Here is a 24,496-nt window from a genome sequence, read left to right as displayed (position 1 = left end):
AATTCGCTTGTTCTAGGGCGCTCATGGCTTGTTTGCCGGGGCGTTCTTCGCGTTGGGCAACCGGCTCAACTTGAGGACGAAATCGCGGTGTTTGTCGTGGAAGTCGAACGTGAATTCGACAAGTTCGCGCAAGCCCTCGCGCGGGTCCATGGTGTCCAGATGCAATGACTGTTCGAGCGCGCGGATCTTGCCGTAAGCCTCATCGATAACCGCTTCGTACAACCCTTCCTTGCTGCCGAAGTAGTAATACAACATGTGCTTCGTGGTATTGGTGCGCTCCGCGATGGCGTCGACCCGCTTTCGGACCTCATTCGGACCTTCATCGCAGACGGATTCTTCGAGAAAACCCTTGTTTCAAGGGCTTTCGCCGGGGTTTCGCTATACTTCCGCAGAATTTTGCAGACCCGGTTGCGCGCCCTCACAAGGAATCGAATGACTCACAAGCAAGCCCTGGCCCGCGTTGCGTCGGCCTTCAACTCGATGGTCAAGCCGACCCTGATTGCATGCGTTATTGCAGGTGGCGCGTGCGCCCTGCCGCTGAACGCTAACGCACAAAACGCGCCCGACCAGCAGCCGTTTCCCGCTCAGACACTGCCGCCGGGCCATCCCGCGGTGCCGCCGCCGTCACCGCAAAGTCTCGCGGCCGAAGGCGTGCGCACGAGCGCCAACATTGCACGGGGAGCCGCCGATATCTGCCACATCGACCGCGTGAAGATCGACAGGTTCAAAGTAACGACGCGCAAGAGTTTTCCCGCCGCGCCCGATTTCGACGGCGAGTGGAATCTCGGCTACAAGGAAGCGCAAGCCACCGTCGACCGCTTCTCGGCGATGAAAACCAGCAACCCCACCGAGTACGCAAAGGAGATCGGCGAAGCGTGCCCGGCGCTGACCCAGGGTATCGACGAGGTGACGAAATAAGGCAGCAGCGCTTAGCCGGCCGTGCCGTAATGCGCACGCTTTTCGGCGTACATGGCGGCGTCGGCACGTTGCAGCATGACCTCCAGCCGCTCACCGTCACGCGCGGTGGCCGCGCCCATCGCAAAACTCAAGGGCATGCCCGAATAGAACTGGTTGTTGACTTCGAGCAGTTGCCGGATGCTTTCGATCACCGCGGCGCCGCCGCGCTCGTCTACGCCAGGCAGGAGCAGCACGAACTCGTCGCCGCCAATGCGCGCGGCGTGGCTCGGCTTCTCCACCGCCTTGCCGAGCACTTCGCCGGCGCGCCGCAATAACGCGTCGCCGGCCGCGTGACCAAGTTGATCGTTGACGGTTTTGAGACCGTTCACGTCGACGGCGACAGCAGTCACCGGGAACGGCCCCTTGCGCTCCAGCCGGTTCATTTCATCGATATAAAACGAGCGGTTCTTGAGTTTCGTCAGCGCGTCGTGCTTGCCGAGAAATTCCAGGTACGCCTCCGCTTTCTTGCGCGCGGTGATGTCGGTGAGCGCGACGAGGACGAGATCCCAATCGGCTTCGTGCCCGGGAAACACCGAGAATTGCAGATGCACGTGCAACTGCTGCCCTTCCAGCGAATAGTTGACGACCTCGCGCTGATGGAACAGGCGGTTCTCCCATAAATCGATGAGCTGTTCCTGGAAATGGCTCACCATCTCGTCGCGGAAAACATCGCCCAGACGCGCGAGCAACACGGCTTTGTCCGGTGCGCCGAACATGGTCAGCGTGTGCTGATTCACGTCGAGCACGTGAATTTCCTGCATGCAGCGCTCGACGAATTCCGGATGAACATTCGTGAACGTCCGGAAGTCGACAATCCCGCGTTCACGTATATCGTCCAGCAGCGCCTTCACTGAGCTGAAGTTTTCAACCCACAGCGAAACGGGCGAATGCTCGAACAGGCCGCGCGCATAAAGCTCGCTCAGCGCGGCCTTGCGGCGCACATCTTCCAGTTCCGTAATGTCTTCGACGGTCACCAGCACGCGGTCCCAGGTTGCTTCGTGACCAGGCAGGATCACCGCTTTCAGCAATACGTCGAGCCGCTTGCCGTCGAGCGCGTAGTTCACCGTCTTGCTCACGAACGCCGCTTTGCCGGACCATAGTTGTTCGAGTTCGTCCGCGTGGGTGAGCAGCATGTCGTCGCGGAAAACGGCGCCGAGATTACGCACCAGATGGTCGATATCCTTCGCGCCGAACAGCGAGAGCGTGCGCCGGTTGACCTTGATCAGCCGGATGCGCGACGAGCATTCGGCGATCCGCGCCAAGTCTTCAAGCAGAAAAGCGCGCAGGTCGACAACGCCCTGGGCACGCCAGCCTTCGAACACCTCGCGCACGGCGCTGAAATCCTCGAGCCACAGCGAAACGGGCGCGAGGTCGAACATATCGGCATCGTCCGCCGGCGCGTTCGATGCAGTCGTCGATGCCGCTGCCATACTCTGCAAAGCGCGCCCCTGGTTGTTCGGCATGTCCATCCTTTTCCGATGATCTAGCTTGATATGGTCCGGTTCCGCCATTTTATGCGCAGACGTGGCGCAAGAATGCTGGAAGGAAATAATCAAGGGGACGCAAACGCCGCGGCGTTGAGCAACAATGAAGGGCTTCAGGCATGTTTGCTGCGCGAAGGCGCTGAACGGCCGCACGCCTTGCGGCCTCCACAGGCCCGCGCAATGGCTGAATGCCGGCCAGGCGCCGGCATATCAAGCCCCTTTAAAACCCTGTCAAAGGAGACACGTTCCCATGGCTGACTTTCGCATCTGGTCCGATGAATTCGCGGCCAACGGACATCTTTCGAAGAATCATGAATTCGATCAGCAAGCATTCGGCGTAGACGGCGAAAACATCTCGCCCGCGCTGCAATGGGACGGCGTGCCGGTCGAAGCCAAGAGCCTCGCTCTCACCGTCTACGATCCCGACGCGCCCACCGGCAGCGGTTTCTGGCACTGGATCGTGGTGAACATTCCGGTGGACACCCGCTCGCTGCCGCAAAACGCCGGCAAGGCCGACGGCAGCCTGCTGCCCGCCGGCGCTCTGCAAATGCGCAACGACTATGGCACGGTTGGTTTCGGCGGCGCGGCGCCCCCTCGCGGCGACAAACCGCATCGGTACATTTTCCGGATTCATGCGCTGAAGGCAGAGCACCTGCCGCTCGATGTCTCGACGACCAACGCGGTCGCCCGTTTCATGACGCATCTGAACGAAATCGATTCGGCCACCTATACCGGCCTGTATCAGTTGAAATAAGCGCCGGATCAGGATCGCGCGCACCGCCTGGCACGGCGTCGCGCGGTCCTGCGCGTTCCGAACGCGTTTTCAAGTAAACCGTCTGAAAGGCGCGAGCCTTACACTTCGCGGCCCCCTTCCTCTTCCCTACCGATGGACGCAGACCAAGGTCTTCCTCTTCCCCAGCGCTATTGGGCCATCCTGGTCGTAGCACTCGGCATTACTCTCGCGGTACTCGACGGCGCTATCGCGAACGTTGCGCTTCCGACCATCGCCCGCAATCTGAACGCCAGTCCCGCCGACTCGATCTGGGTGGTCAACGCGTATCAGCTCGCCATCACGGTCTCGCTGCTGCCGCTCGCCTCGCTCGGTGACCGGATCGGTTATCGGCGGGTGTACATGTCGGGACTCGCGCTGTTCACCATCGCATCGTTTGGCTGCGCGCTCTCCGGGTCGCTGACCTCCCTTGCCATTGCACGGGTGATACAAGGGTTCGGCGCGGCGGGCATCATGAGCGTCAACACGGCCCTCATCCGCATGATCTATCCCAGCGAGCATCTCGGCCGCGGCGTCAGCATCAACGCCTCCGTGGTGGCGATCTCATCGGTGATCGGACCTACGGTTGCGTCCGGCGTTCTCGCGATCGCACCGTGGCCGTGGCTCTTTGCTATCAACGTGCCGATCGGCATCGCTGCGTACGCGGCCGGCTGGAAAGCGCTGCCTCGCACGCCGGGACACCGGCAACCCTACGACTATCTCAGCGCGCTGATGAACGCGGCGGTGTTCGGCCTCGCGATCACCGCCGTCGACGGGCTTGGTCACGGAGAACATCGTTCATACGTGTTCGCCGAGTTCCTCGTGGCCGGCGTGGTCGGATACTTTTTCGTGCGGCGCCAACTGACGCAGGCCTCGCCGCTTTTGCCTGTCGATCTCTTGCGAATCCCGGTGTTCGCGCTGTCGATCCTCACGTCTTTCTGCTCGTTCACCGCGCAGATGCTCGCGTTCGTCTCGCTGCCGTTCCTGCTGCAGAACACCTTCGGCATGAGCCAGGTCCTGACTGGCTTTCTGATGACGCCGTGGCCGCTGGTGATCGTCTTCATCGCGCCGCTCGCCGGCATGATGTCCGACCGGTATTCGGCGGGCGTGCTCGGCGGCGTCGGGCTGGCCCTCATGATGCTCGGCTTGCTGCTGCTCGCGACAACCGGCGCACATCCCGCACCCGTCGATATCGCGTGGCGCATGGCGCTGTGCGGCCTGGGCTTCGGATTGTTCCAGACGCCGAACAATCGCCAGATGCTGTCGTCGGCGCCGCGTCATCGCAGCGGCGGCGCAAGCGGCATGCTCGGCACCGCGCGGCTCTCGGGACAGACGCTCGGCGCGGCGCTCGTTGCGCTGATCTTCGGCATTGCGCCGCAGCACGGTACGACCATTACGCTGATCGTCGCGGCGGGCTTTGCAGCCGCAGCGGCCATGGTCAGCCTGATGCGGATTTCACGCGGCAAGACGCCCGCGACAGCCTGAAGCCGACGTGCCCTGCTTGCCTGCCTTACAGGAACCTGGGCACACCCTTTGCTGAATTGAACGAGCGTGGCTCCGAACACCGGAGCCGGTTCGTTCAATGCACCAAGGAGCGTATTTCATGGCTGATTCCCTCAATGGTTACAAGGTCGCAATTCTCGCTGTCGATGGCTTCGAGCAAGCCGAACTGGTCGAACCGCAAAAGGCGCTGAAGGCAGCCGGCGCACAAGTCGATGTGATCTCGCAAAAGCCGGGACAGATCCAGGGTTTCGTGCACACCGACAAGGGCGACAAGGTCAAGGTCGACGCCACCTTCGACCAGACGCGTGCATCCGATTACGACGCAGTCGTGTTGCCGGGCGGCGTGGTCAATGGAGATGCAATCCGAGTCGATGCGAAGGCGCAACACATCGTGAAGCAATTCGATAAGGACGGCAAACCCATTGCCGTGATCTGCCACGGCGGCTGGCTGCCGATCTCGGCGGGAATTGTGTCGGGCCGCACGCTGACGAGCTGGCCGACGCTGCAGGACGATATCCGCAATGCCGGCGGCACATGGGTCGATGAAGAAGTCCATCGCGATCGCAATCTCATCACGAGTCGCAAGCCCGACGATCTTCCTGCGTTCAACAAAGTCATTATCGAAGCGCTCAGCGAGCGAAAGAAAGCGGCCTGAGTGCGGGCTTCCTGGTTGTTTCCGATTGTTCCGATTGGCTACGGAGAACCGAATGACGAAATCGATGCCGACGAATACCCGCCAAAGTTTGAACGCTTTGCATCTTGGTAAGGGGCTACGAATGTCACGGCGCTGCTTGGGCGCTGGCACGATTGCAGCGCTCGTACTGAGCGCAAGTTTTGCATCGATAAATGCAAGCGCACAAAACGGCAACGCGGTAGCGCCGGCACGCCCGGGGTCGGACGGCGCGGCGACGCCTGCGCCGACCGATGCGGCGTCCGCGCCCTTGGCCGCTTCCCACTCTTCCCAAGCCCAATTGTCGCCGGCCGATCAGCAGTTCGTGCAGGACGCCGGCACTGCGGGCGCAACTGAAATCGCGGCCAGCAAGCTGGCGTTGACGAATTCATCCGATGCGCAGGTCAAGAGCTTCGCGCAACAGATGATCGCGGATCACACCCGGCTCGCGCGCAACCTCGATATTGTTGCGAAGCGGCAAGGCATCACCGCGGCGCCGAGCGCGGATGCATCGGTGACGGGAAGCCTGGAGTCATTGCACGGCGCGGACTTCGACAAGGCTTACATTGCACAGGTGGCTGTGGACGGGCATCGGAAAGCAGTGGCCGTCTTTAGCACCGAGAGCAAGGACGGCAGTAACGCGTCACTCAAAAACCTTGCCGCCAGAGCGCTTCCTATTATCAAGCATCACTATGCAATGGCACAGCAACTCGCCAGACTCAAGGGCGTGACATCATGACGGCCGCCTCCGCTGCGCTCGCCTCGACCGTTGCGCAACCTCGGCCAGCCTATGAGGACTCGACCATGCATATCCAGTTTTCCGACGCCACGCCCACCTACGACGGCGACGATTTCGCCCTTCATTTCGCCGCGCTGATCGACGGTGAACCGGTGATATGTTCCATTTCCGCCGAAGCGCTCGAGGATCATTTCGGCGCTGCGTCTGCACGAGAGGACGACCTGCTCGCGGCGTTCGAACGGGGCCGCGCGAGGATCCGCTCGGTGTGCGCCGAAGCGCTTGACAGCAATGGCGGAGAGGGCGTCGTATTACGTAGCGGACTGTTCCGCGTGGCGGGCATGGAGCCGGAATGAGCAGCGCGCTCCATCCGTCATTGGTTCACTGGTGCGGTTCATTCGCACGGTTCATTGAGGCGGTTCATTGAAATAAACGCTTCCCGGAGGTCCTCATGTCTCTGATCATTGCAGGACGGTTTCAAACCTTTCCCCAAGCCGAATCCGCAGCCCAACGTCTTTTTGCGAGCGGATTTCTCGAAGAGGATGTCACGCTCTTTTATGTGGCGCCGAGCGGACAGCACGCACGGCTCGCCACGGGGGGCGACCACTACGCGGATGCCGGGGCGAAAGAGGCAGGCAAGGGAGCGGGCAAAGGTGTCACGATCGGCGCGGTGATCGGCGCGATCGTGGGTGCAGGCGTTTTTGTGTTGTTCAAAACCCCTTGGCTGGCGGCGGTGCTCGCCGCCGGGGCAGGCGCCTATGTCGGATCACTAGCCGGCGCAATGGCGCATGCGCAGTCCGGCAAACGGCCGGCCGCCGATTCGACCAGCACCGAAAATCATGGCTCGGCTAATGCCCTTGACGCGAGGCATTCCGGCGTTGTCGTCGCGGTTCATGTTGGCCCGGAATTGCAGGCACAAGCAGCAGCCATTCTTCGCGATGCGGGCGGCATGGAAGTCGAGCGTGCATCGGGCCAATGGCGAAACGGCCGCTGGGCCGACTTCGATCCGGTCAAGCCACCGGAGCCGGTTCGGGAATTCGCGGAACCGCGTGCGTAAGGTTAGGTGGTTCAGGCCGCTTGGCGAGCGGCCTGATTTACTTCGCATGTTTAGGAAAGCTACGAATTACACCCACAGTTGAACCCGTGCTCTCGATGGCGCACTCGTGCCGCGCACACCGTTCGCCGATTCGCAACTCGCGCGCAGGGGACCGTTCATCAATGCTGACGCCGCCGGGTTGCAGAGGCCTTTATGCGTCGATTGCGCATACGCGGCCGCGAGACTCCCATCGATCTCGTGCTGACGCACTTGCAGCACGATCGCGGATGTGACGATTGCAACGAACACAAGAAACTCGCGGGTATTAACGGGCATTGCTGCTCCAACATTCAGTTTTGGCAGTCATTGCGCAAAGCCCGTGCCACGTGCCAAGTATTGGCTCTATTTTCTAGTAGCGGTTACTGAATTAATGACAGCCCCCTAATCCAAAACCATCCGCACTTCGGCATGGAACGCGCGAACATCGGGCACAGATCGGGCACAGCCGTTGCGTCTCTCCCTTGGACCGCGATCCGGGGAATCAGGGGACCGCGGGCCATCTTCGATTACTCAAAGGAGGTTCATATGAGCACTAACATCGTATCGGTACTGAACGATCTGGTTGAAACGTCGAAGGACGGCGAGAAGGGCTTCCGGAAGGCCGCTGAAGACACCAAGGACGCAACCCTGAAGCAACTGTTTACCGGCCGCGCCGAGGACTGTGCACGCGGTGCGCAGGAATTGCAGGATGTGGTCCAGCGGCTGGGTGGAAAACCGCAAACCAGCGGGACGGTCGGTGGAGCGCTACATCGCGGCTGGGTGGACATCAAGTCGGCCGTGACCCATCGTAGCGATCACGCGATCCTCGAAGAATGCGAGCGCGGGGAGGATGTTGCGAAGAAAAATTATCGTGACGCGTTGGACAAGGAACTGCCCGCGGACGTGCGGGCGGTGGTCGAGCGCCAATACCAGGGTGTAATCGAAAATCACGACCGCATTCGCGATCTGCGCGACCAATACGCTGCTGCCAAGCCGTAACCACGGGTCGTAGGCTGAAATCACGCCGGCGCGCTGAAAGGTGCGCCGGATTTTTTTGCATTCTCATTTATGAATTCGCATAACAATTCGTTATCCATATTTATTTTTATGCTCATCAAAGCGACGATGGACGCCAGAAAAACCCGCCGGCTGCTGCCGCAGCCGCAACCGCAGCAACCGAGGCACCCCTGCCGCTTGAGAGTGCAAAAGCCGGTACACCCGGCAAGGCAATCTTTTTCGTTTGATTCATGAAAATTTCCCTTCCCCGGGAACCGGTTCATAGGGATCAAGCGAAGCCTCAGGTCCGTTACGAGCGGCTGACTACATCAAGATTAAATATATCCGGACTTCTTATTAATTATTCTGTAAAACTGCGTCCCTTCCAACCAGATACCAACATACAAACAAAACGGACAGCGAGCACGCTGTCCGTTTTTCACCGGCCCTTTACTCTACAATCTTCAGGTGGTTGCGCACCGATGCCACGCCGTCCACCTTCGACACCACGTCTTCCGCACCGCTCTTGTCTTCGGCCGACGGCACCGTACCCGTCAGCGACACAACGCCAGCACGCGTCTTCACATGAATATGCGTGGACTTGACATTCTTTGCGCCCAGCAATTCCGCCTTGACCTTGGTCGTGACTGCCGTGTCATCGACCTTGGTACCAATCGACGTGGAGGCGCCTGTCGACGTCGTCGCGGTTTGTGCACTGACGTTAAGCGCAAACACGACACACGCGATACTGCCGGCTGCCTTCAGGATTTGGGTCGATTTCATCGTGATTCTCCTTCTAGTTGGTTTAAAAAACTGCGGCGTTGCCGCTGTCTTATTTGAGCGTAGGCCGCCTCGTACGGCCGCAGCATCTTTGCTGCAAAGCCCTGCTCGTTTTCATATCCACAGCGCCAAGACCCCACGGATAGTAAAAGGTCAGACGCAAAGACCGTGCCGCCCCGGCCGCGATAACCGGCAAATGAAACATTGAAGGCCGCGTCGAGACCGTACGCTGCAACGCGCACCCGCTGTTTTGTCCATGCGATGTTTACCTGCGACGTAAGACCTGAGGCGCCGCTTCCTATCCGCAGTGCTTTTGCCCGTGCGCGTGTAAAAAGTGCGCGCATTTGCCGGCCGATCGAACGCCCCGGCATGGCGCCAGCGAACGAAAATCGTATTGAAACCTAGCGCTCACGCGCTCTGCGGCGCGCATGGCATGACTGTTGCTCTTAAGGACCCACGAAAGTCCTAACATTGAGGAACAACACGCAATGCCGCCTTCCCTCGAACTACGCACCAAGCAAAGTCTTGCGCTCACGCCGCGCCTTCAGCAATCGGTTCGTCTGCTGCAACTTTCATCGCTCGAGTTTCAGCAGGAATTGCGCAACGCGCTTGATACGAACCCGTTCCTTGAGTACGACGAGACGCAAGCAGAAGACAACGCGCTGTCGACCGACAATGGCAACTCCATGGCCGACACGCCTGCGCCCACCGACCAGAACGCGCCTGTCGATGCCCCCATGAGTGCCGAAAGTAGCGCCGACACATCGGAGAGCAACGACTCACAGTCGCATGAGGACTCCATGAACGAGTTCTCATCCGATCCGTTCGGCCGGACATCGACGCGTAATAACGGCGACGGCGAAGGCTCCGACCCGGCCGACTGGGTTCGCATTGAACCCTCGTTGCATGAAACGCTGCACGACACGCTGCGGCTTTATCCGATCAACGATCGCGACCGCGCAGTGGCGCAGCTCATCATCGAAGCACTCGATGACGACGGATATCTGCGTCAGGATCTGCAGGAACTGTCGGAGCTCGTGGATATAGAGCCGGCGTTGTCCGAGGATGAGTTGAACATCGCGTTGAAGCTCGTGCAATCGCTCGACAAGCCCGGTGTGGGCGCGCGTAACTTGTCCGAATGTTTGTCGCTGCAACTCGACGCGCTGGACCCGGAAACGCCGGGACGCAAAGTCGCACTCGAGATTGTCACCCATTATCTCGAACGGCTTGCACGACGCGAGCAGGCCGAGTTGCAGAAGAAGATTGGCTGCAGCGCGGAGGAACTGCGCGTTGCCTGTGCTCTGGTACGCAAGCTCGACCCCAAACCAGGCGCGAACTATGGCGCGGCGGAAGACAACTATGTGGTGCCCGACGTGATCGTGCGGCAGGTAAAGAAGAACTGGGTGGTGACGATCAACCCCGCCGTGCTGCCCCGTGCGCGTATTCATCGCATGTATGCCGAGCTGTTCGCACAATCGGCAGGGGCAAGCCGCTCGCCGCTTGCCCAACAATTGCAGGAAGCGCGCTGGCTGATCCGCAATGCCCAGCAACGCTTCACGACGATCCAGCGCGTGGCGGAATGCATCGTGTCGCATCAGAAGGCGTTCTTCGACTACGGCGAAATCGCGTTGAAACCGCTGGTACTGCGCGATGTCGCCGATGAACTCGAACTCCACGAGTCGACCATTTCCCGCGCGACGGGCAACAAGTACATGTCCACGCCGCGGGGCATCTTCGAGTTCAAGCACTTCTTCCCGCGCGAACTCAGCACGGAAAGCGGCGGTACCTGCTCGGCCGCTGCCGTGCGCGCCCTGCTGAAGGAAATGATCGCGAAGGAAAGCAGCAGCGATCCGCTGTCCGATGTGAGCCTCGCCAAAATGCTTGCAGACCAGGGGGTGATCGTGGCGCGCCGGACGGTGGCGAAATATCGCCATTTGATGAAGGTGCCGCCGGCGGAGTTGCGTCGCGGTTGACGTAGACGATCCGGCCTGAAGGCTGGAAAGCAGGCTGAAAAAAACGCTCCTCGACTATGTCCAGGGGCGTTTTTTATCGCCAGCCGGAGGCTTGCTGCGTGCGCCTGCGCGCGACCATTGCCGACACCTCCGCGCCCAGCAGGAACACCGCCGCCGAGTAGTACAGCCACATCAGGATGATCGCGAGCGACCCCGCCGCACCGAATGTGTTCGCCATGCCCGCGTGCTGCAGATAGAACGCAAAGAGCCGTTTGCCGCACTCGAACAACACTGCGGCGGTCAATGCACCGAGCGCGGCATCGCGCCATTGCATGCGCGCGCTGGGCAGGAATTTGAGCAGCACCGCGAATGCCAGCACCATCATCAGCAGGGAAATGGCGCGCTGCGCTACCGCCGCGATCAGGAAGGCCGGCCCGCTCGTGCCCAGCACCCATTGGCCGACCAGGACCACGAGGGCATCGAGGACGAGCAACGCAACAATCAGCAAGGCCGCGCCCAGGACGAACGCGAAAGAAATCGCGCGGACCCGCAAAAGGGCAATGATGCTGGCCCGGGTGCCCGTGATGGGCGCAGGCCAGATCACGTTGAGCGCCGTGTGGAGCGACGAAAAGGTTGCCGAGGCTCCGACCAGCACGCCCACGCCTGACAAGATCGCGGTGCGCGTCGCGATGTCCGCATGCCACGCGTTGGCGACGATCGATTCCAGGCCGTGCGCGGCGTCGGCGCCCACTATCCCGGCGATTTCGCCGAACAGACGCCCCTGGACCGCATCCGCGCCGAAGAAGATGCTCGCCACCGCGATGATGATTACCAGCGTCGGCGCCAGCGAGAACGCCGCAAAAAACGCGATCGCCGCTGAAAACATCAGCCCGTGGTCCTGCGCCCACTGCACAATCGGGTCCTGGATCCACGACCAGAAGGACTTCAGTCTTTGGTCTCTTGCTGCTGTGTTCAAGGCTGGGCGCTCCCGCAAGTTTTGCTTTTTGCGATGGTAGCGCGGATTTGAGGTTTGGCTGGTGCCGGTGAATTAACGCCGGCGCTTTCGTTTGTTTGCTTAGTATTTCTTATTATTATTCTTGAACGCAAAACCGCACGCCCTGACGGGCGCGCCGTTTTGCAGCGCTTGCTTCCTAAAGGTCTTCATCGCTGGCCGGGTCGGCGGTTTCGTCGTCTATCGCGCGCGCCTCATCTTCCACGCCGTCCGGCAGGATGTCCGAATCGGGTTCAAGATTGTTGTCACCATCGGCGGACGCCATCTCGCCCGTTCCATACCGGTCCGTGTCGCTGTTCAGCTCGGCTGCGGACTGGCCGAGCGCATGCGCGTCGAGTTCTTCCTCGATATCGCCCGGATAACGCTTCTCGCCCTGCACATCCGAGCCGCTATCGGACGAATCGCTTGGGCCCAATGCGCCGGTCCCATGTCCCTTGCCTGCCTCCACGCCACCTTCTTCATCCTGGTCCAATGTGCTTCCACTCATGATCGCCTCCTGATGAACGTCTCTTCTGCGACGCAAGTCCCGTTCCGCCCTCATCGACTCCGCCAACAAAAAGCCCCGCGGCGGTTTATCGGCGCGGGGCTGGATTCGTCTGAGGCTTTTAACTCGATACTTGGCTCTGTACTTGGCTCTGCAGTCAGCTCGCTACGCGCGCCGGGCGTTTCGCCTCCGTCACCTGCCTTACCGCTTTCTTCGTGACCGATGCAGCCGTTGCCACGCTGCGGAGATCGGTCAGGAACGAGTCGCGCCACACCGATAGATTGTTCTCACGCAACGGCGCCATCATGTCGGCGTGACGTGACTGGCGCTCCGCAAGCGGCATCGACAACGCCCGCTCCAACGCCTCGGACATCTGCGACAAGTCGAACGGATTGACGACCAGAGCGCCCGGCAACTGATCCGCCGCGCCGGCAAACTGCGACAGCACGAGCGCGCCCGGGTCGGCCGGGTCCTGCGACGCCACGTATTCCTTTGCCACGAGGTTCATCCCGTCGCGCAACGGCGTGACATACCCAACCTGCGACAACCGGAACAAGGCCATCAGCAAACTACGATCGTACTTGCGGTTGAGATACTGGATCGGCGTCCAGTCGAGTTGCGCAAAACGGCCGTTGATACGCCCGGCCTCTCCTTCCAGGTTCTGGCGGATGCGCTGGTACGTCTGCACGTCCGAACGCGTTGGCGGCGCAATCTGGACCATCGAGACCCGCCCATGCCACCCCGGCGCGTGCAGCAGCAAACGCTCGAATGCCTGAAAACGCTCGGCAAGCCCTTTCGAATAATCGAGCCGGTCCACGCTCATGATCAACTTGCGGCCACGCAGACTGTCGCGCAGGCTCTTCACCGGCTTGCGATTCGAAAATTGCTCGGCGACCTTTGCAATGGCGTCCGGATAGATGCCGATGGGATACGCCCCGACCTTCAACATGCGTCCATGCGCCTGCAGCATCCCGTCTTCGCTGAGATGCCCCAACTGCCCGCGCTCGATGTAATCGACAAACGACTGCTTGTCCGCCTCGGTCTGGAAACCGACGACGTCGTAGCTGCACATCGCCTTGATCAACTCTTCGTGCGGCGGCACCGTCCGCAGGATTTCAGGCACGGGAAACGGGATATGCAGGAAAAACCCGATGGGATTCTTGATGCCCGCCGCCCGGCATTCCTGCGCGAACGGCAGCAAATGATAGTCGTGCACCCAGATGATATCGTCGGGTTCGAGCAGCGGCTTAAGTTGTTTAGCCAGCGCCTCGTTCACCCGCGCGTAACCGGCATATTCCTCACGGTCAAAGCGCGACAGGTCGTTGCGATAGTGAAATGTCGGCCACAACGTGGCGTTGGAAAAACCACGGTAGTACTGGTCGTAATCCCGCCGGGTTAGCCCGACGGTCGCATACGTCACGTTGCCACGCTTCTCGATGACCGGCGCCGAAGCCTCGCCCACAATCTCGCCGCTCCAGCCGAACCACACACCGCCTGTCTCCTTCAGCGCGTCCAGAACGCCGATCGCCAAACCGCCTGCGGCAGGTTTGCCTTCCTGGATCGGCGCGACACGATTCGATACCACGATCAATCTGCTCATTACTGCTTCACCTCATCAGTTGTCGTTGCTCGTTCGAATTGATCGGAATAGCAATGCAAGACACGTGCCTTTTTTACAATCTGGAAAATAAAAATTGTGTATAAATGTGACAAACGAACAAAAACACGCGGCCGTTGCGCGCCGCGCAGAAGATTTTCATGGTGGCGCGCATGCTCAATCCGGCTGCTTCAAACCCGATTCAGGCGTCTTGCTCCGACCCGAGATCCCGTTGGTAATCGAGCCCTTCTTTCCGGATACCACCTTGGTTATGGTCGCCGTCCGGTGGTACGCCCGGCGCCGGGCGGTTCTGCGCGGCGGGGTCATGCGACGAATGCGGGTCGCCGGGACTGGCCGGATCAGCCGGAACAGCAGCGGCGTCGGGTGGGATCATTTTGGCTGGATCGGGCCGCGGCTCACGCTTCGATGAATGGCGTGCTGAACGACGGAGTGCGGGGTGCCTCATGGGTGCCTCCAGGAAGAAGGCCGTCGGAGAAGGGTTCGGCGGCGGATTATCAGCAAAATCCAGCAAGAACGACCAGACTGAATGCGCTCACCCGGTCATTCTTGCCTAATGCGTTGTAATGCCTACAGCGACGATGAAATATGTTCAATGCTTCCGCCACCGGCTGTCTCAATGCCGCGTGCCTGAAACATGCGGCGTTTCGTTCGGTCCCGGTGGCGGATCGCCGATCGGCTGACTCGGTGGTGATGGCGGCTCCCGCGTCGGATCGGGAATCGTGTCGGGCGGTTCTTGAGGCGACGGCGGTACATCCGGATTAAAGGGCGGGTCAGGCGGCTGCGGAGTCTGGGCGTGGACCGGCGTCAAATGCGGCGATCGTGAAACCCGCAACACTTGCCATACATGCAATACGTTACGGGATTGGCGTTGAAACGAGGCGAGATCGGTCATGGCGGGCTCCCTGGATCTTTTGATGATGACACTCGTTCGGATCGCGCGCAGCGGCCGATCCGGCCAAGGACTCTCGAGCTCGGACGCCTGCGGCCAAGGTACCGGACCGCCCGCGAGCCAAGCTATTCAGTCGCAGCAAGGGCCATGCCCCGGGTTCAAGCGCCTCTCGCATTCAACCCATGAGCGTTCTGACATTATCGGCGCTGCTTTCGCGCGCACCAACGAAAATCGCCCGTCCAAAGCGGACATCTTTCGAAGTCCCAATGAGACGGGCGTTGACTCAGTCTGCGCGTGATACCCGGCCGCTGCCAGCTATCACGCCGCGATGAACGATGAACCACGAACGCTGAAACCTAGCGGCGGCTGGTGTCGGCGTCCCCTACTTCGCTGGCTTCGCTTATCGCCGCTTTGTTCGCGGCGTCATCGCCATATTCAACCAGGCGGTTGTAGAGCGTCTTCAGGCTGATGCCAAGAATCTCCGCTGCGCGCGTCTTCACACCACCGCATTGCTCAAGCGTGGCGAGAATCAACTGGCGATCCGCTTCGGCCAGCGACGTGCCAAATGGGATAGTAACGGCCGTTCCCGCCGATGGCTTCGCCAGCGAAATCTGCAGCGGCACGGCCGCGGTACTGTCCGACTCGGCGCCCGACATGATGTACGCGCGCTGCACGTAGTTCTTCAGCTCGCGCACATTACCCGGCCACGGGTACGACGCGAGCATGTCGCGCACGGCGGCCGGAAACGTCTTCTTGGTGTTGTAGCGTGAATTGAGCTCATCGAGGAACGCCTGGCCGAGCAACTCCACGTCCGTGCCGCGGTCGCGCAAGGGCGGCAGGTTGATCGGAAAGACGTTGAGCCGGTGATACAAATCAAGCCGCAACTTGCCTTCAAGCACAGCCTGCTCCGGATCACGATTCGTAGCGGCAATCAGCCGTACGTCGGTCTCGAGTTCCTTCGTTGTACCCACCCGCATGAACATGCCCGTCTCGAGCACGCGCAGGAGTTTCACCTGCAATTCGATCGGCATCTCGGTGATTTCATCGAGGAACAGCGTGCCGCCGTTCGCGCGTTCGAAGTAACCCTTGTGCTGACGATCCGCTCCGGTGAACGAACCACGCTCATGCCCGAACATCTCCGACTCGATCAGGTTCGGCGAGATCGCCCCGCAATTCACCGCAATAAACGAATGTTTGCGACGCAGGCTCAACTCGTGAAGCGTCTGCGCGGCGACTTCCTTGCCGGTACCCGATTCACCGATCAGCAATACCGACGCCGCCGTAGGCGCCACCCGGCCGACCTGGTCATAGACGGTTTGCATCGCGGGCGAATTTCCGAGCATCAGGCCAAAACGGCCCATGCGGCGCAGCTCGCCACGCAACGTGCCGATCTCGGCCTTGAGGTCGCCAGGACGCGGCAGGCGGCTCAGGATCGCCTTGACGCGCTGCATGTTGATTGGTTTGACGAGGTAGTCGGTTGCGCCCATCTTGAGCGCGCTGACCGCTGACTCCACCGTCGCGTGTCCGGTAATGACGATGATTTCCACGCCGGATCGGGGATCAAGGTCCTCGAACAGATCGACGCCCGAACCATCGGGCAGCTTGAGGTCGGTGAATACAACGTCCGGCGTCTGGCGCACAAGCTGAATCCGCGCTTCGCGCAAATCGCCCGCAGTCGCTGTTGTCAGTCCGTCTTCGCCGATGATCGCGGCTAGTGCCTCGCGGGTACTGGGATCGTCATCGACAATCAATACGTGTGGCATGCGTCTTGAATTTATCCAAAGTGTTGAGGGTCACACGGCGCAGAAAGCGTCGTGGAGGTCTCTGGGACGATGCTATGAAAGCAGTACGCCGCCAGGCCGAATGGGCACCGAGAGAAACTCAAGTACGCCGAAAGATGAAAGTCTTTCCGGTTTCGCGAATGGCGCCTGACTGCGTCGCGCAATTATTGCCATATAGCGAACTTATTACTGTGGATGAGTCGATTATAAGGCTTTATCAAGATGAAACGCACGCCTGGGCGTGCGTTTCGAATAGTCTCTCTTGCCGCATGAGCCTGGTGTTCCGGTCGCGCGTGGAGATTGCGCAATGGACCCGGCAAAGCCTTCTCTCTATCAGCTATGCGGAAAATGCCATGCTTCCGGGGTTCCACCGAGCGCCCCGTTGGCCGGAGTGTTCGACGGCTTGACCGGCGCCACGGGCGGTGCAGCCGAAGCGCTAGCCGGCGTGACGACCTTGCCGCCCTCGTCTTCCCAACGGTTCAGTTCACGCGTATTGCGTCTTGAAGCGTCGCGCTGTGCTTGTGCCCATCGCCAGGCCAGGACGCTGCCTATCGCGAACAATGCACCGAACAGGCCGAGTTTGGGTCGTGCCATTGTGATTCCTCCGTTTATCGCGGTTGTGGGGGTTACGGTTATCGCGAAACCAGGATGCCCGCCAGAAAGCCGATCCCCGCCGCAATGCCCAACGCCTGCCACGGGTTGTCACGCGTGTATTGCACGGTGCCGTCCAGACTGGCGCGATACCGCTCCTGCGCATTGGATTGTGCTGTTTCAAGCGCGTTGCGCGCTGCATCGACGTGGTCCCGCAAGCGCGTGCGCAACGCGTCCACGCCTTCAGCGGGCAACGACGCGCTAAGCCGCACAAGTTCTTCCGAATCGTTCAGCAATACCTTGATGTCTTCGATGACCTTTTGCTTGCCCAGCGACATCTGAACCGTGGTTTGACTCATGTTATGAAACCCCTTGCCATTAACATTTGAGACGACCGGTGTGTCCGATACGTCTGATAGATGTCCCGCCGGACGTGGCGGCTTCTGCGCCCACATCACGATATCCACGTGTTGAGTGGCGCCTGATGTTCCGAGCGCCGCAGTCGCATCGCACGTAGCATGGCGCCCAGCACCAGCACGCCGCCGAGCGCGGCAAACGCAGCACTCGTGACGCTCGCTGCCCGCGCGAGCGTCGGCGTGCCGGCAGCGCAAGCCATGACCACGCACATCAACGCGGTCACCAGCGCGACGGCGGCCCAGTGATAAAGGTTGATCGGTTCGGCCGTCAGTAGTTCCGGACGCTCAGTCACGCGCGGCTGTGCGCGAGCCCGGCGGACGGGACGCGCACGCGGTCGCACGGGAATGTCGAAGTGAAGGGAATCTTCCATGGCTTGGTGCCGGATACCGGCCTTTCATTGCAGATGCCAAGCGAGTCGCAGGTTTCGTGCCATCTCGGCCAATGCGTATGCCGGCATGGTGATGATCATTGATTGCGGGCCAAGCGCAGCGGCTCGGGCCACGTCAAACGCGTAACAATTACGCCCGGCGCAGGTAATGTCCTGGCGATATCGGTGAAGCTTTCCGGCTCGCGGCCGGGGTTTCCATTCGTGTGGAGATTCGTGTATTCAATGGTGTGAGGAAGGACAACGACAAAGGGCACCGAAAGGACCAGGCGCATGCAAAGCACATTGGCGCTAAGTCGTTACGGATGGTTAAATACGGTTTATGAGATAAGCCGCATGCAAGCGCTGGTCCCTGAAATGACGGAACCGGTGCCGTCGAACGATGCTTCGCCTACCCGAGCGGCAGTCACAACGGGCCTGCCATCCGACTGGCGATGACCGCTTCGGCCCTGCGGCGCCGCCTCGTCTTCCCCCAGCGGCCGAGCTGTCGCCCGAATAACATTTGCAGGACAAAGACTCATGGCGTCAATCGATCTGGACTCGCCGGCTGTCGCCTCCGGCGACACGCCATCGCAAAAAAAACGCAATGCTGGTGAAATTGCCGGGTTGAAATCGTATGGACTTTTGTACGGTTCATCGCCCGTGATGATGGAGTTGTACTCGCAGATCGAACGCGTGGCCGCCACCGATGCCACCGCGTTGATCATCGGTGAATCGGGGACGGGCAAGGAGCTGATTGCACGCACGATCCACGATCAGAGCGCCCGCCGCGAGGCCCCGTTCGTTGCCGTGAATTGCGGCGCGATCCCCGATAACCTGATCGAACCTGAACTCTTCGGCCACGAGAAAGGCAGCTTCACAGGTGCCGTGCAGGGACGCCTCGGCTACTTCGAGCATGCCAACGGCGGCACGCTGTTCCTCGATGAAGTGACCGAGATGTCGCCGGTTCGACAAGTCAAGCTGCTGCGCGCGCTGGAAACGGGCACGTTCTTTCGCGTGGGCGGCAATGACCTGATTCACTCCGATGTCCGCGTGATCGCGGCGACCAATCGCGATCCGATCGTGGCGGTGAAGGAGAACGGCTTGCGAGAGGACCTGATGTATCGGCTGGCCGTGTTCCCGTTGCGCGCGCCGCCTCTGCGTGAACGCGATACCGACCGCGAATTCCTCGCGCAGCACTTCCTCTCTGAGATGAACGCGCAAGAAGGGACGAACAAGGCCTTCAGCAAACGCGCGCTCGACATGCTGCGCACGTACTCATGGCCGGGCAATGTGCGCGAGTTGAAGAACACCGTGTATCGCGCGTTCATCCTTGCTGAGAAGACCGTGGAGATTGCGCATCCGCATCTGGCATCGCGGGTTAAAAAGCCGGTCACGCAAGGCGATGCGATGAACGTGTGGGTCGGCACGCCGCTCGCCGATGCGCAGAAACAAATCATCCTCGGCACGCTCAAGCATTGCGGAGGAGACAAACGCCGCGCCGCCAAGGCGCTCGGCGTGAGCCTCAAGACGCTGTACAACCGCCTCGGCACGTACGAGAACGAAGGCGACGGGGACGCGTCAACGTCGGCGGGCGCGGAAAGCTGAGCCTCGTTGCGTCCTTTTGTGTTCGCCGCGTTGATGAAGTCGATGGGCCCTGATGCGGCTCATCGACGCGTCCATCCGTGAATTTGTCACGGTACTTTTTCATTTCACGCACTACGTTCCCCGCATTTGCAATTTCTTGCAAATTTCTTTGCCCTTCATTTCGCTGCATCCTTCAAAATGCGCGGGCGCTCCGATTGCTTAGTGTTCCTTTCAGTGCTCGCACAGGCAAGCCGGTTGTCGTTATCGAAGGAATAAGGAAAGGCGAGGAAGGTACAGCATCATGCAGAAAACGATTCACCGGCGGCCCCCCAGCGCCGTCGCACTGGCAACGCTCCTGATTGGAGCACTCGCATGCGCCACCCTCTCAGGGTGTAGCTCCTTATATGGTGAAAGCGCCGTGGCAGGCGCCGGTATAGCCGGCGCCGCCATCGCGGGCAGCGTGACCCGCAACGCCGCGGTGGCAACCGGCATCGGCCTTGGCGCCGTGGCTGCGGCCAAGGCCGGCGTGCAGTACAGCGAGCGCGTGATGCACACCTATACGCAAGACAGGATCGCCGGGGCAGCCGGTCCGCTCGCCGTCGGCGCGGTGGCACCGTGGTTCGCGGTGCATAGCGTGCCCATCGAGCCGGACGAGAAGGGCCGCGTGACGGTCAGCCGCACCATCAGCACAGGAACGCTCGACTGCAAGGAGATCGTATTCTCCGTCGATACCGATGCCACCAAGGATCATCCGGCCGACAGCGGTTTCTACGTCGCGTCAATCTGCCGTGACGGCCAGGTCTGGAAGTGGGCGTCGGCGGAACCTGCCACGCCGCGCTGGGGTGCGCTGCAATGAAACCCGGCCTCAGTTTGATGCTCGCGGCCGGCGTCGCTGCGAGCTGCGTCTTCCTCAGCGGCTGCGGCTCGATCGGTGCGGCAGCCGGCGCGGCGGCGGGGGTCTCCACGGGCGTGATCACCAGCAATCCGGCCATCGGTTTCGGCGTGGGTATCGCGGTCCAGGCCGCTACCGACGAAGCCGTTCAGCGTCTGATGAAACGCCTGCATAGCGACCAGCAGATCGCCATTGCGACGACCGCGGGCGATCTCCCCATCGGCGATACGAAACCCTGGCGCGTGAAACATACGCTGCCGGTGGAGAACGGTCATGGCGACGTGCGTGTGCTGCGCGAATTCAGCAGCGCGCTGGCGACCTGCCGGGAGTTCGCATTCTCGGTCGCCGACGGCGACAAGCCGGACGCGCATCAGGACTGGTTCCTCGCGCAGGCCTGCAAGGGCAATGACAATAGTGGCGGCGGCTGGAAATGGGCGTCGGCGGAACCGGCGGTGGAACGCTGGGGCAATCTGCAGTAGTAGACTGCGTCTCCCTCTGCGTTGGCGCGTCACCAGCGCCAACGTACGCCCGCGTCTCCGCCCACCGACTCGCGACGCGCGCCGCTCACGTTCGTCGCATAGTGCACATTCACGAATACGCTGCCGCGCGCGCTCACGTTCACGGCCACCCCGGCTTCCACGTCGGCAATCGTCGCCGATGACTCCGCCGGGATCACGGTTGTATCGCCGAACGTCACGTGGCTCCCGGCATTGAAGTAGCGCCAGAGATTCACGCGTGCATACGGCTGCCAGATCGCGCCCAGCGCTTCCATCCGGCCAGTCAGGCGCACGCCAAAACGAGCGGCCAGGGAACTTGGGTTATCGAAGGCGACGGTCGAAATACCATCGTTGAGATCGTCGAGGGCCACGTGTTGCCAGATCAGTTGCGCCTGCGGTTCGATACGCAATCCGGCCGGCAACGCAAAGGGCAAGCCGGCCTCGATGGAACCCGCTACGGACCGGCCGTGCGTGGTTGGGTTGACGCCGTCGTTCGACGACGGTTTGATCGTCAACGCGCTGCCCATCACGACCGTATCGGTGTACCAGCCACCCGCGCCGATGTGCGTCCAGTACGCGCCGAGGCTGCCGGCATCGATACTCAGATTGCCCGCCGACACAGCCGGCATGCCCAGCGCGAAACCGCTCACATCGCCTGAAGCGCGCGAGGCGCCGAGCATAAAACCATAGTGATTCCGACGGCCGTCGGCGGTGGTGTCAGCGTACACATCCTGACCAATTTGCACGCCGCCGGTCGAACCGTTGAAATGCGGATCGACGCCCGTGTCGCTGCTCGTGATCGTCCGGTTACCCCAGACACGGCTCCATGCCGCAGGCACCGCGCCCGCCTCGTTTAACATCGATTGATCGCCCTGGCGGTCGTGAAAAGTACCAATCTGTTCGATACCAAGCTCGCGCGTGATTGAGGGGATCTCCGCGTAGAGCGGTACTTCGATGCGATAGAGCGGCGTCGGTGCTTGCGGCGACGATGTCGGCTGTATGGGCGGCGGTGCCGGGTCTGTCGGCGGCGGTGCCGGCGACGTAGGAGGTGCAGGCGGCGCAGGCGATGTGGGCGGCGGTGCGGGGGGAGCCGGTGGTACCGGTGGTACCGGTGGAACAGGCGGCACCGGCGGCACCGGCGTGATGCTCGACCGCAAATACCAGTCGTCCCCCGTCCCCGCCGTCACCCCGCCTCGAAACAGGTAATACGTGAACGCCCCGGCCTTGACCGGCTGCGACAACGAAAACGCCGTCGCGGCCGTCGTCCCGCCCTGAAGCGTCTGCACGACCATGATCCCGTCGGCCACTGTCAGCGCCCCCGCGCCGCCGGCGTTCGTCACACCGATCGCCGTATTGCCCGTCGCCGCGCCTTGCGAAATCACCAGTTTTCCGCTCGGCGAACCGTCCGTCCCGAGCACGCTCTGCACCAGCAATTTGCCACCCTGCCCGACATAGTTGCCGCCGACAACCAGCGCACTGTGCGGGCCCGCGCCGCCGGTCAAATCGATCGTGCCCGCATTGCTTACCGTCACGAGCCCGCCCGGCCCGGCGGCCATGATTGCCGATGACCCGCCACCGTTCCACGCAAGCGTGCTCGTCGAATCGATGCCGAGCACACCGGTTTGCGTCGCGGCATCGCCGAGCGTCAGGCCCTGGCCGTCGAGCGTGAGCCGGCTGGCGTTCGTCACCGCGATGCTTTCCCAGTTCACGAAACGGCTCAGGCCGCTGGCTTGCGTGTGATCGAACGTGAGGGCGTCGTGACCGGTGCCGCCATCGAATGTCGATAACCCGGCAAGGTTGGCATCGCTCAGATTCGACAACGTGGCGGTGACCCCGCCCGCTCCGAACGACACCGATCCGCCGATCACGCCCCCGCCCAGCCATCCGAAGGTCGTGGTCCCATCGCCTGATGCAAGACCCTGCGCAATCGATCCGCCCGTGACCGTGATGGCGTTCGTGCCGTTACCGAGCGTGACCGCGCCGCCGATCGTCCCGCCCGATAGCGTCAACGCCGTATCGCCGGAACCGGCCGTCAGGTTTGCATCGACCTGCCCTCCGGACATCGTGAAGGTATTGCTCGCGGCCGTCAGCCCCACGCTGCCAATGCGCCCGCCGGTGATCGTGACCGCGCCGCCGTTTGTCAGGCCGCCCGTGACGACTCCGCCGTTCAGCGTGAAGCGCGGCTGCGGTCCGCCCTGATCGACGGAATCGACCTGGCCCGCCTGCATCACGAACGTGTTGACGCCGGTGCCTTGCCGGATCAGTCCGGTGACTGTGCCGCCGTCCATGTTGAACGTGTTCACGCCGGTATCGGTCCATACGGCAACGCCACCGCCGCCCGATATCTGGCCGGTATTCGTGATGGTGACGACGTACGGGCCCGTGGTCGAGATGCCGAGATTCGTGCCGCCCGCGATCACCCCGCTGTTCACGATCAGCGTGTTGCCCCCGACCACCGACATCCCTACGTTGCCGCCCGAGATGGTCCCGGCGTTGGTGAACGTGCCACCGCCGTTGGCGTCGATACCGTTGTCCTGATCGCTGGCAATACGTGCCCCCGCGGCGTTGACCAGGGTGACCGTGTTCGCGAGATATGCGCCGAGCGCGTTCGGCCCATGCGTCACGATCGAACCCGTGTTCGTGATGAGTCCCGGCGTGGCATCGAGGGAGATGATGCCGTGGCCGTTCGGTCCGGATGTCTCGACGGACCCGTTGTTGGTCAACGTCGTTCCGACGCCGCTGCCGTTCGCGAAAAGACCATAAGAACTGGCTCCCGACGTCGTAATCGTGCCGTTGTTGACGATCGTGTCTCCGGAAGTCTCGGCGGCCATGCCGTAGGAACCGTCGCCGGAAGTGGTAAGCGCGCCGTTGTTGGTCAGCGAGCCGCCGCCGGCGTTGGAAAAGTCCAGCATGGCTGCCGCACTTGCACCGCCCGTGGAAATCACCCCGCCCGCGGCGTTCAGCATCCTCACCGCCGCCGATGTATTGAACATGCCCTCGGACTCCGCTCCGCCCGTCTGGATCGAGCCGCCGTTGGTCAGCGAGTTGTGCCCGAGGCCGTTTGCGCTTCCCCCGGACGAGATGGCATCGAACGTATCCCCGTTGATTTGCAGCGTTCCAAGGTTCGTCACGGTGCTCGAATCCCGAACGACGATGCCGTTGATATTGGTCACGCTGATGCCGGCGCCGGGCAGCACGACCACGGTGACGCCTGTGCTTCCGTTGGCGGCCACCACAGGCAGCGTCGATGGATTCGGCGCATTAGTGTTGCATGTGGCGGTTTCTCCGCTCGCGGGCGCCAGGTTGTCGCATGCAGCGAGCGCAGACGGAACGCGCAGCAAACACGTCACGCCGATAGACAGACGGGTTAGCCGAGCGGGTTTGAAGAGCCAGTTGGGCGGCAACAGCGAGCGCATCTTTTGTCTCCACGTTTCGGGCTGAC

The 24,496-nt window shown here is 61.5% G+C and carries 26 protein-coding genes and 1 pseudogene; 12 read left to right on the top strand and 15 right to left on the bottom strand.

Going from position 1 to position 24,496, the window contains the following annotated elements:
• Positions 1-63: 63 nt before the first annotated feature.
• Positions 64-297 (bottom strand): annotated as a pseudogene (locus tag ACSQ8V_RS05000) (TetR/AcrR family transcriptional regulator); the annotation flags it as partial.
• A gap of 135 nt (positions 298-432) precedes the next feature.
• Here ACSQ8V_RS05000 and ACSQ8V_RS04995 point away from each other — a divergent pair.
• Positions 433-918, top strand: a complete 486-nt coding sequence (locus ACSQ8V_RS04995; protein WP_436205061.1) for a hypothetical protein — start codon at positions 433-435, stop codon at positions 916-918.
• A gap of 11 nt (positions 919-929) precedes the next feature.
• Here ACSQ8V_RS04995 and ACSQ8V_RS04990 read toward each other — a convergent pair whose 3' ends face one another.
• The gene (locus ACSQ8V_RS04990) at positions 930-2,387 is read right to left on the bottom strand and encodes a diguanylate cyclase domain-containing protein (protein ID WP_436206596.1); all 1,458 of its coding nucleotides are present in this window, start codon (positions 2,385-2,387) and stop codon (positions 930-932) included.
• Between the two features lie 304 nt (positions 2,388-2,691).
• Between ACSQ8V_RS04990 and ACSQ8V_RS04985 the strand changes: the two genes are divergently transcribed.
• The 6 genes from ACSQ8V_RS04985 (at position 2,692) to ACSQ8V_RS04960 (ending at position 7,176) form a co-directional block, all read left to right on the top strand.
• Positions 2,692-3,195, top strand: coding sequence for a YbhB/YbcL family Raf kinase inhibitor-like protein (locus ACSQ8V_RS04985; protein WP_436205060.1), 504 nt, complete (start codon positions 2,692-2,694; stop codon positions 3,193-3,195).
• Positions 3,196-3,327: 132 nt separating this feature from the next.
• Positions 3,328-4,695 carry an MFS transporter gene (locus ACSQ8V_RS04980; RefSeq protein ID WP_436181098.1) on the top strand — a complete coding sequence of 456 codons (1,368 nt, stop codon included), beginning with the start codon at positions 3,328-3,330 and terminating at the stop codon, positions 4,693-4,695.
• A gap of 118 nt (positions 4,696-4,813) precedes the next feature.
• Entirely contained in the window at positions 4,814-5,368 is a 555-nt protein-coding gene (locus ACSQ8V_RS04975) for a type 1 glutamine amidotransferase domain-containing protein (protein WP_436181097.1), read from the top strand.
• 121 nt (positions 5,369-5,489) lie between these two features.
• Positions 5,490-6,122, top strand: a complete 633-nt coding sequence (locus tag ACSQ8V_RS04970; RefSeq protein ID WP_436205059.1) for a DUF4142 domain-containing protein — start codon at positions 5,490-5,492, stop codon at positions 6,120-6,122.
• Positions 6,119-6,475, top strand: a complete 357-nt coding sequence (locus ACSQ8V_RS04965) for a DUF1488 domain-containing protein (protein ID WP_436181095.1) — start codon at positions 6,119-6,121, stop codon at positions 6,473-6,475. The genes ACSQ8V_RS04970 and ACSQ8V_RS04965 overlap by 4 nt, the downstream gene beginning before the upstream one ends.
• 95 nt (positions 6,476-6,570) lie before the next feature.
• Positions 6,571-7,176, top strand: a complete 606-nt coding sequence (locus tag ACSQ8V_RS04960) for a hypothetical protein (RefSeq protein ID WP_436205058.1) — start codon at positions 6,571-6,573, stop codon at positions 7,174-7,176.
• Between the two features lie 66 nt (positions 7,177-7,242).
• Here the strand turns inward: ACSQ8V_RS04960 and ACSQ8V_RS04955 are convergent, their stop codons facing one another.
• Positions 7,243-7,491, bottom strand: a complete 249-nt coding sequence (locus ACSQ8V_RS04955) for a hypothetical protein (RefSeq protein WP_436205057.1) — start codon at positions 7,489-7,491, stop codon at positions 7,243-7,245.
• A gap of 249 nt (positions 7,492-7,740) precedes the next feature.
• Here ACSQ8V_RS04955 and ACSQ8V_RS04950 point away from each other — a divergent pair, with 249 nt between their 5' ends.
• Positions 7,741-8,193, top strand: a complete 453-nt coding sequence (locus ACSQ8V_RS04950; protein ID WP_436181093.1) for a PA2169 family four-helix-bundle protein — start codon at positions 7,741-7,743, stop codon at positions 8,191-8,193.
• Positions 8,194-8,308: 115 nt separating this feature from the next.
• Here ACSQ8V_RS04950 and ACSQ8V_RS04945 read toward each other — a convergent pair whose 3' ends face one another.
• Positions 8,309-8,443: a hypothetical protein gene (locus ACSQ8V_RS04945; protein WP_255631185.1), complete on the bottom strand. Its 135-nt coding sequence runs from the start codon at positions 8,441-8,443 to the stop codon at positions 8,309-8,311.
• Between the two features lie 197 nt (positions 8,444-8,640).
• Complete coding sequence (locus ACSQ8V_RS04940) at positions 8,641-8,973, bottom strand: BON domain-containing protein (protein WP_436205056.1); 333 nt, start codon at positions 8,971-8,973, stop codon at positions 8,641-8,643.
• Between the two features lie 485 nt (positions 8,974-9,458).
• Here ACSQ8V_RS04940 and ACSQ8V_RS04935 point away from each other — a divergent pair, with 485 nt between their 5' ends.
• Positions 9,459-10,943, top strand: coding sequence for an RNA polymerase factor sigma-54 (locus tag ACSQ8V_RS04935; RefSeq protein ID WP_213762617.1), 1,485 nt, complete (start codon positions 9,459-9,461; stop codon positions 10,941-10,943).
• Positions 10,944-11,016: 73 nt separating this feature from the next.
• On the opposite strand, the gene ACSQ8V_RS04930 is transcribed toward ACSQ8V_RS04935, so the two are convergent.
• The 9 genes from ACSQ8V_RS04930 to ACSQ8V_RS04890 form a co-directional block, all read right to left on the bottom strand.
• Entirely contained in the window at positions 11,017-11,898 is an 882-nt protein-coding gene (locus ACSQ8V_RS04930) for a YihY/virulence factor BrkB family protein (RefSeq protein WP_436205055.1), read from the bottom strand.
• A gap of 175 nt (positions 11,899-12,073) precedes the next feature.
• Positions 12,074-12,424: a chemotaxis protein gene (locus tag ACSQ8V_RS04925; protein ID WP_436206595.1), complete on the bottom strand. Its 351-nt coding sequence runs from the start codon at positions 12,422-12,424 to the stop codon at positions 12,074-12,076.
• A gap of 151 nt (positions 12,425-12,575) precedes the next feature.
• Positions 12,576-14,018: an alpha,alpha-trehalose-phosphate synthase (UDP-forming) gene (otsA, locus tag ACSQ8V_RS04920; protein ID WP_213762615.1), complete on the bottom strand. Its 1,443-nt coding sequence runs from the start codon at positions 14,016-14,018 to the stop codon at positions 12,576-12,578.
• Between the two features lie 199 nt (positions 14,019-14,217).
• On the bottom strand, positions 14,218-14,481 hold the full coding sequence (locus tag ACSQ8V_RS04915; protein WP_436205054.1) for a hypothetical protein: 264 nt from the start codon (positions 14,479-14,481) through the stop codon (positions 14,218-14,220).
• 168 nt (positions 14,482-14,649) lie between these two features.
• A complete protein-coding gene (locus ACSQ8V_RS04910) occupies positions 14,650-14,928 on the bottom strand; it encodes a hypothetical protein (RefSeq protein ID WP_255631182.1) in 279 nt (92 codons plus the stop codon).
• 353 nt (positions 14,929-15,281) lie between these two features.
• A complete protein-coding gene (locus ACSQ8V_RS04905) occupies positions 15,282-16,688 on the bottom strand; it encodes a sigma-54-dependent transcriptional regulator (RefSeq protein ID WP_436181087.1) in 1,407 nt (468 codons plus the stop codon).
• Between the two features lie 351 nt (positions 16,689-17,039).
• Complete coding sequence (locus ACSQ8V_RS04900; RefSeq protein ID WP_213762613.1) at positions 17,040-17,300, bottom strand: hypothetical protein; 261 nt, start codon at positions 17,298-17,300, stop codon at positions 17,040-17,042.
• Between the two features lie 38 nt (positions 17,301-17,338).
• Positions 17,339-17,656, bottom strand: a complete 318-nt coding sequence (locus ACSQ8V_RS04895) for a DUF883 family protein (protein ID WP_213762612.1) — start codon at positions 17,654-17,656, stop codon at positions 17,339-17,341.
• Positions 17,657-17,751: 95 nt separating this feature from the next.
• Entirely contained in the window at positions 17,752-18,084 is a 333-nt protein-coding gene (locus tag ACSQ8V_RS04890; protein ID WP_213762611.1) for a hypothetical protein, read from the bottom strand.
• Positions 18,085-18,618: 534 nt separating this feature from the next.
• On the opposite strand from ACSQ8V_RS04890, the gene ACSQ8V_RS04885 reads away from it, so the two are divergent.
• From ACSQ8V_RS04885 to ACSQ8V_RS04875, 3 genes are all read left to right on the top strand, one after another.
• Entirely contained in the window at positions 18,619-19,686 is a 1,068-nt protein-coding gene (locus tag ACSQ8V_RS04885; protein ID WP_213762610.1) for a sigma-54 interaction domain-containing protein, read from the top strand.
• 280 nt (positions 19,687-19,966) lie between these two features.
• Positions 19,967-20,521, top strand: coding sequence for a hypothetical protein (locus ACSQ8V_RS04880; RefSeq protein ID WP_436181084.1), 555 nt, complete (start codon positions 19,967-19,969; stop codon positions 20,519-20,521).
• The gene (locus tag ACSQ8V_RS04875) at positions 20,518-21,036 is read left to right on the top strand and encodes a hypothetical protein (RefSeq protein ID WP_213762608.1); all 519 of its coding nucleotides are present in this window, start codon (positions 20,518-20,520) and stop codon (positions 21,034-21,036) included. The genes ACSQ8V_RS04880 and ACSQ8V_RS04875 overlap by 4 nt, the downstream gene beginning before the upstream one ends.
• A gap of 29 nt (positions 21,037-21,065) precedes the next feature.
• Here ACSQ8V_RS04875 and ACSQ8V_RS04870 read toward each other — a convergent pair whose 3' ends face one another.
• Positions 21,066-24,470 carry an autotransporter outer membrane beta-barrel domain-containing protein gene (locus ACSQ8V_RS04870; RefSeq protein WP_436205053.1) on the bottom strand — a complete coding sequence of 1,135 codons (3,405 nt, stop codon included), beginning with the start codon at positions 24,468-24,470 and terminating at the stop codon, positions 21,066-21,068.
• Positions 24,471-24,496: the final 26 nt, after the last annotated feature.

This window comes from Caballeronia sp. LjRoot31, assembly GCF_964253885.1.
GTDB lineage: Bacteria > Pseudomonadota > Gammaproteobacteria > Burkholderiales > Burkholderiaceae > Caballeronia.
Note: the sequence above shows the minus strand (reverse complement) of the source record. Positions and strands in the feature narration are given on the sequence as shown.

What these genes read in the sequence shown, in the direction of transcription:
- ACSQ8V_RS04995 (WP_436205061.1), top strand. Translation starts at nt 433, where the DNA reads ATGACTCACAAGCAAGCCCTGGCCCGCGTTGCGTCGGCCTTCAACTCG.
- ACSQ8V_RS04990 (WP_436206596.1), bottom strand. Translation starts at nt 2,387, where the DNA reads ATGGCAGCGGCATCGACGACTGCATCGAACGCGCCGGCGGACGATGCC.
- ACSQ8V_RS04985 (WP_436205060.1), top strand. Translation starts at nt 2,692, where the DNA reads ATGGCTGACTTTCGCATCTGGTCCGATGAATTCGCGGCCAACGGACAT.
- ACSQ8V_RS04980 (WP_436181098.1), top strand. Translation starts at nt 3,328, where the DNA reads ATGGACGCAGACCAAGGTCTTCCTCTTCCCCAGCGCTATTGGGCCATC.
- ACSQ8V_RS04975 (WP_436181097.1), top strand. Translation starts at nt 4,814, where the DNA reads ATGGCTGATTCCCTCAATGGTTACAAGGTCGCAATTCTCGCTGTCGAT.
- ACSQ8V_RS04970 (WP_436205059.1), top strand. Translation starts at nt 5,490, where the DNA reads ATGTCACGGCGCTGCTTGGGCGCTGGCACGATTGCAGCGCTCGTACTG.
- ACSQ8V_RS04965 (WP_436181095.1), top strand. Translation starts at nt 6,119, where the DNA reads ATGACGGCCGCCTCCGCTGCGCTCGCCTCGACCGTTGCGCAACCTCGG.
- ACSQ8V_RS04960 (WP_436205058.1), top strand. Translation starts at nt 6,571, where the DNA reads ATGTCTCTGATCATTGCAGGACGGTTTCAAACCTTTCCCCAAGCCGAA.
- ACSQ8V_RS04955 (WP_436205057.1), bottom strand. Translation starts at nt 7,491, where the DNA reads ATGCCCGTTAATACCCGCGAGTTTCTTGTGTTCGTTGCAATCGTCACA.
- ACSQ8V_RS04950 (WP_436181093.1), top strand. Translation starts at nt 7,741, where the DNA reads ATGAGCACTAACATCGTATCGGTACTGAACGATCTGGTTGAAACGTCG.
- ACSQ8V_RS04945 (WP_255631185.1), bottom strand. Translation starts at nt 8,443, where the DNA reads ATGAATCAAACGAAAAAGATTGCCTTGCCGGGTGTACCGGCTTTTGCA.
- ACSQ8V_RS04940 (WP_436205056.1), bottom strand. Translation starts at nt 8,973, where the DNA reads ATGAAATCGACCCAAATCCTGAAGGCAGCCGGCAGTATCGCGTGTGTC.
- ACSQ8V_RS04935 (WP_213762617.1), top strand. Translation starts at nt 9,459, where the DNA reads ATGCCGCCTTCCCTCGAACTACGCACCAAGCAAAGTCTTGCGCTCACG.
- otsA (WP_213762615.1), bottom strand. Translation starts at nt 14,018, where the DNA reads ATGAGCAGATTGATCGTGGTATCGAATCGTGTCGCGCCGATCCAGGAA.
- ACSQ8V_RS04915 (WP_436205054.1), bottom strand. Translation starts at nt 14,481, where the DNA reads ATGAGGCACCCCGCACTCCGTCGTTCAGCACGCCATTCATCGAAGCGT.
- ACSQ8V_RS04910 (WP_255631182.1), bottom strand. Translation starts at nt 14,928, where the DNA reads ATGACCGATCTCGCCTCGTTTCAACGCCAATCCCGTAACGTATTGCAT.
- ACSQ8V_RS04905 (WP_436181087.1), bottom strand. Translation starts at nt 16,688, where the DNA reads ATGCCACACGTATTGATTGTCGATGACGATCCCAGTACCCGCGAGGCA.
- ACSQ8V_RS04900 (WP_213762613.1), bottom strand. Translation starts at nt 17,300, where the DNA reads ATGGCACGACCCAAACTCGGCCTGTTCGGTGCATTGTTCGCGATAGGC.
- ACSQ8V_RS04895 (WP_213762612.1), bottom strand. Translation starts at nt 17,656, where the DNA reads ATGAGTCAAACCACGGTTCAGATGTCGCTGGGCAAGCAAAAGGTCATC.
- ACSQ8V_RS04890 (WP_213762611.1), bottom strand. Translation starts at nt 18,084, where the DNA reads ATGGAAGATTCCCTTCACTTCGACATTCCCGTGCGACCGCGTGCGCGT.
- ACSQ8V_RS04885 (WP_213762610.1), top strand. Translation starts at nt 18,619, where the DNA reads ATGGCGTCAATCGATCTGGACTCGCCGGCTGTCGCCTCCGGCGACACG.
- ACSQ8V_RS04880 (WP_436181084.1), top strand. Translation starts at nt 19,967, where the DNA reads ATGCAGAAAACGATTCACCGGCGGCCCCCCAGCGCCGTCGCACTGGCA.
- ACSQ8V_RS04875 (WP_213762608.1), top strand. Translation starts at nt 20,518, where the DNA reads ATGAAACCCGGCCTCAGTTTGATGCTCGCGGCCGGCGTCGCTGCGAGC.
- ACSQ8V_RS04870 (WP_436205053.1), bottom strand. Translation starts at nt 24,470, where the DNA reads ATGCGCTCGCTGTTGCCGCCCAACTGGCTCTTCAAACCCGCTCGGCTA.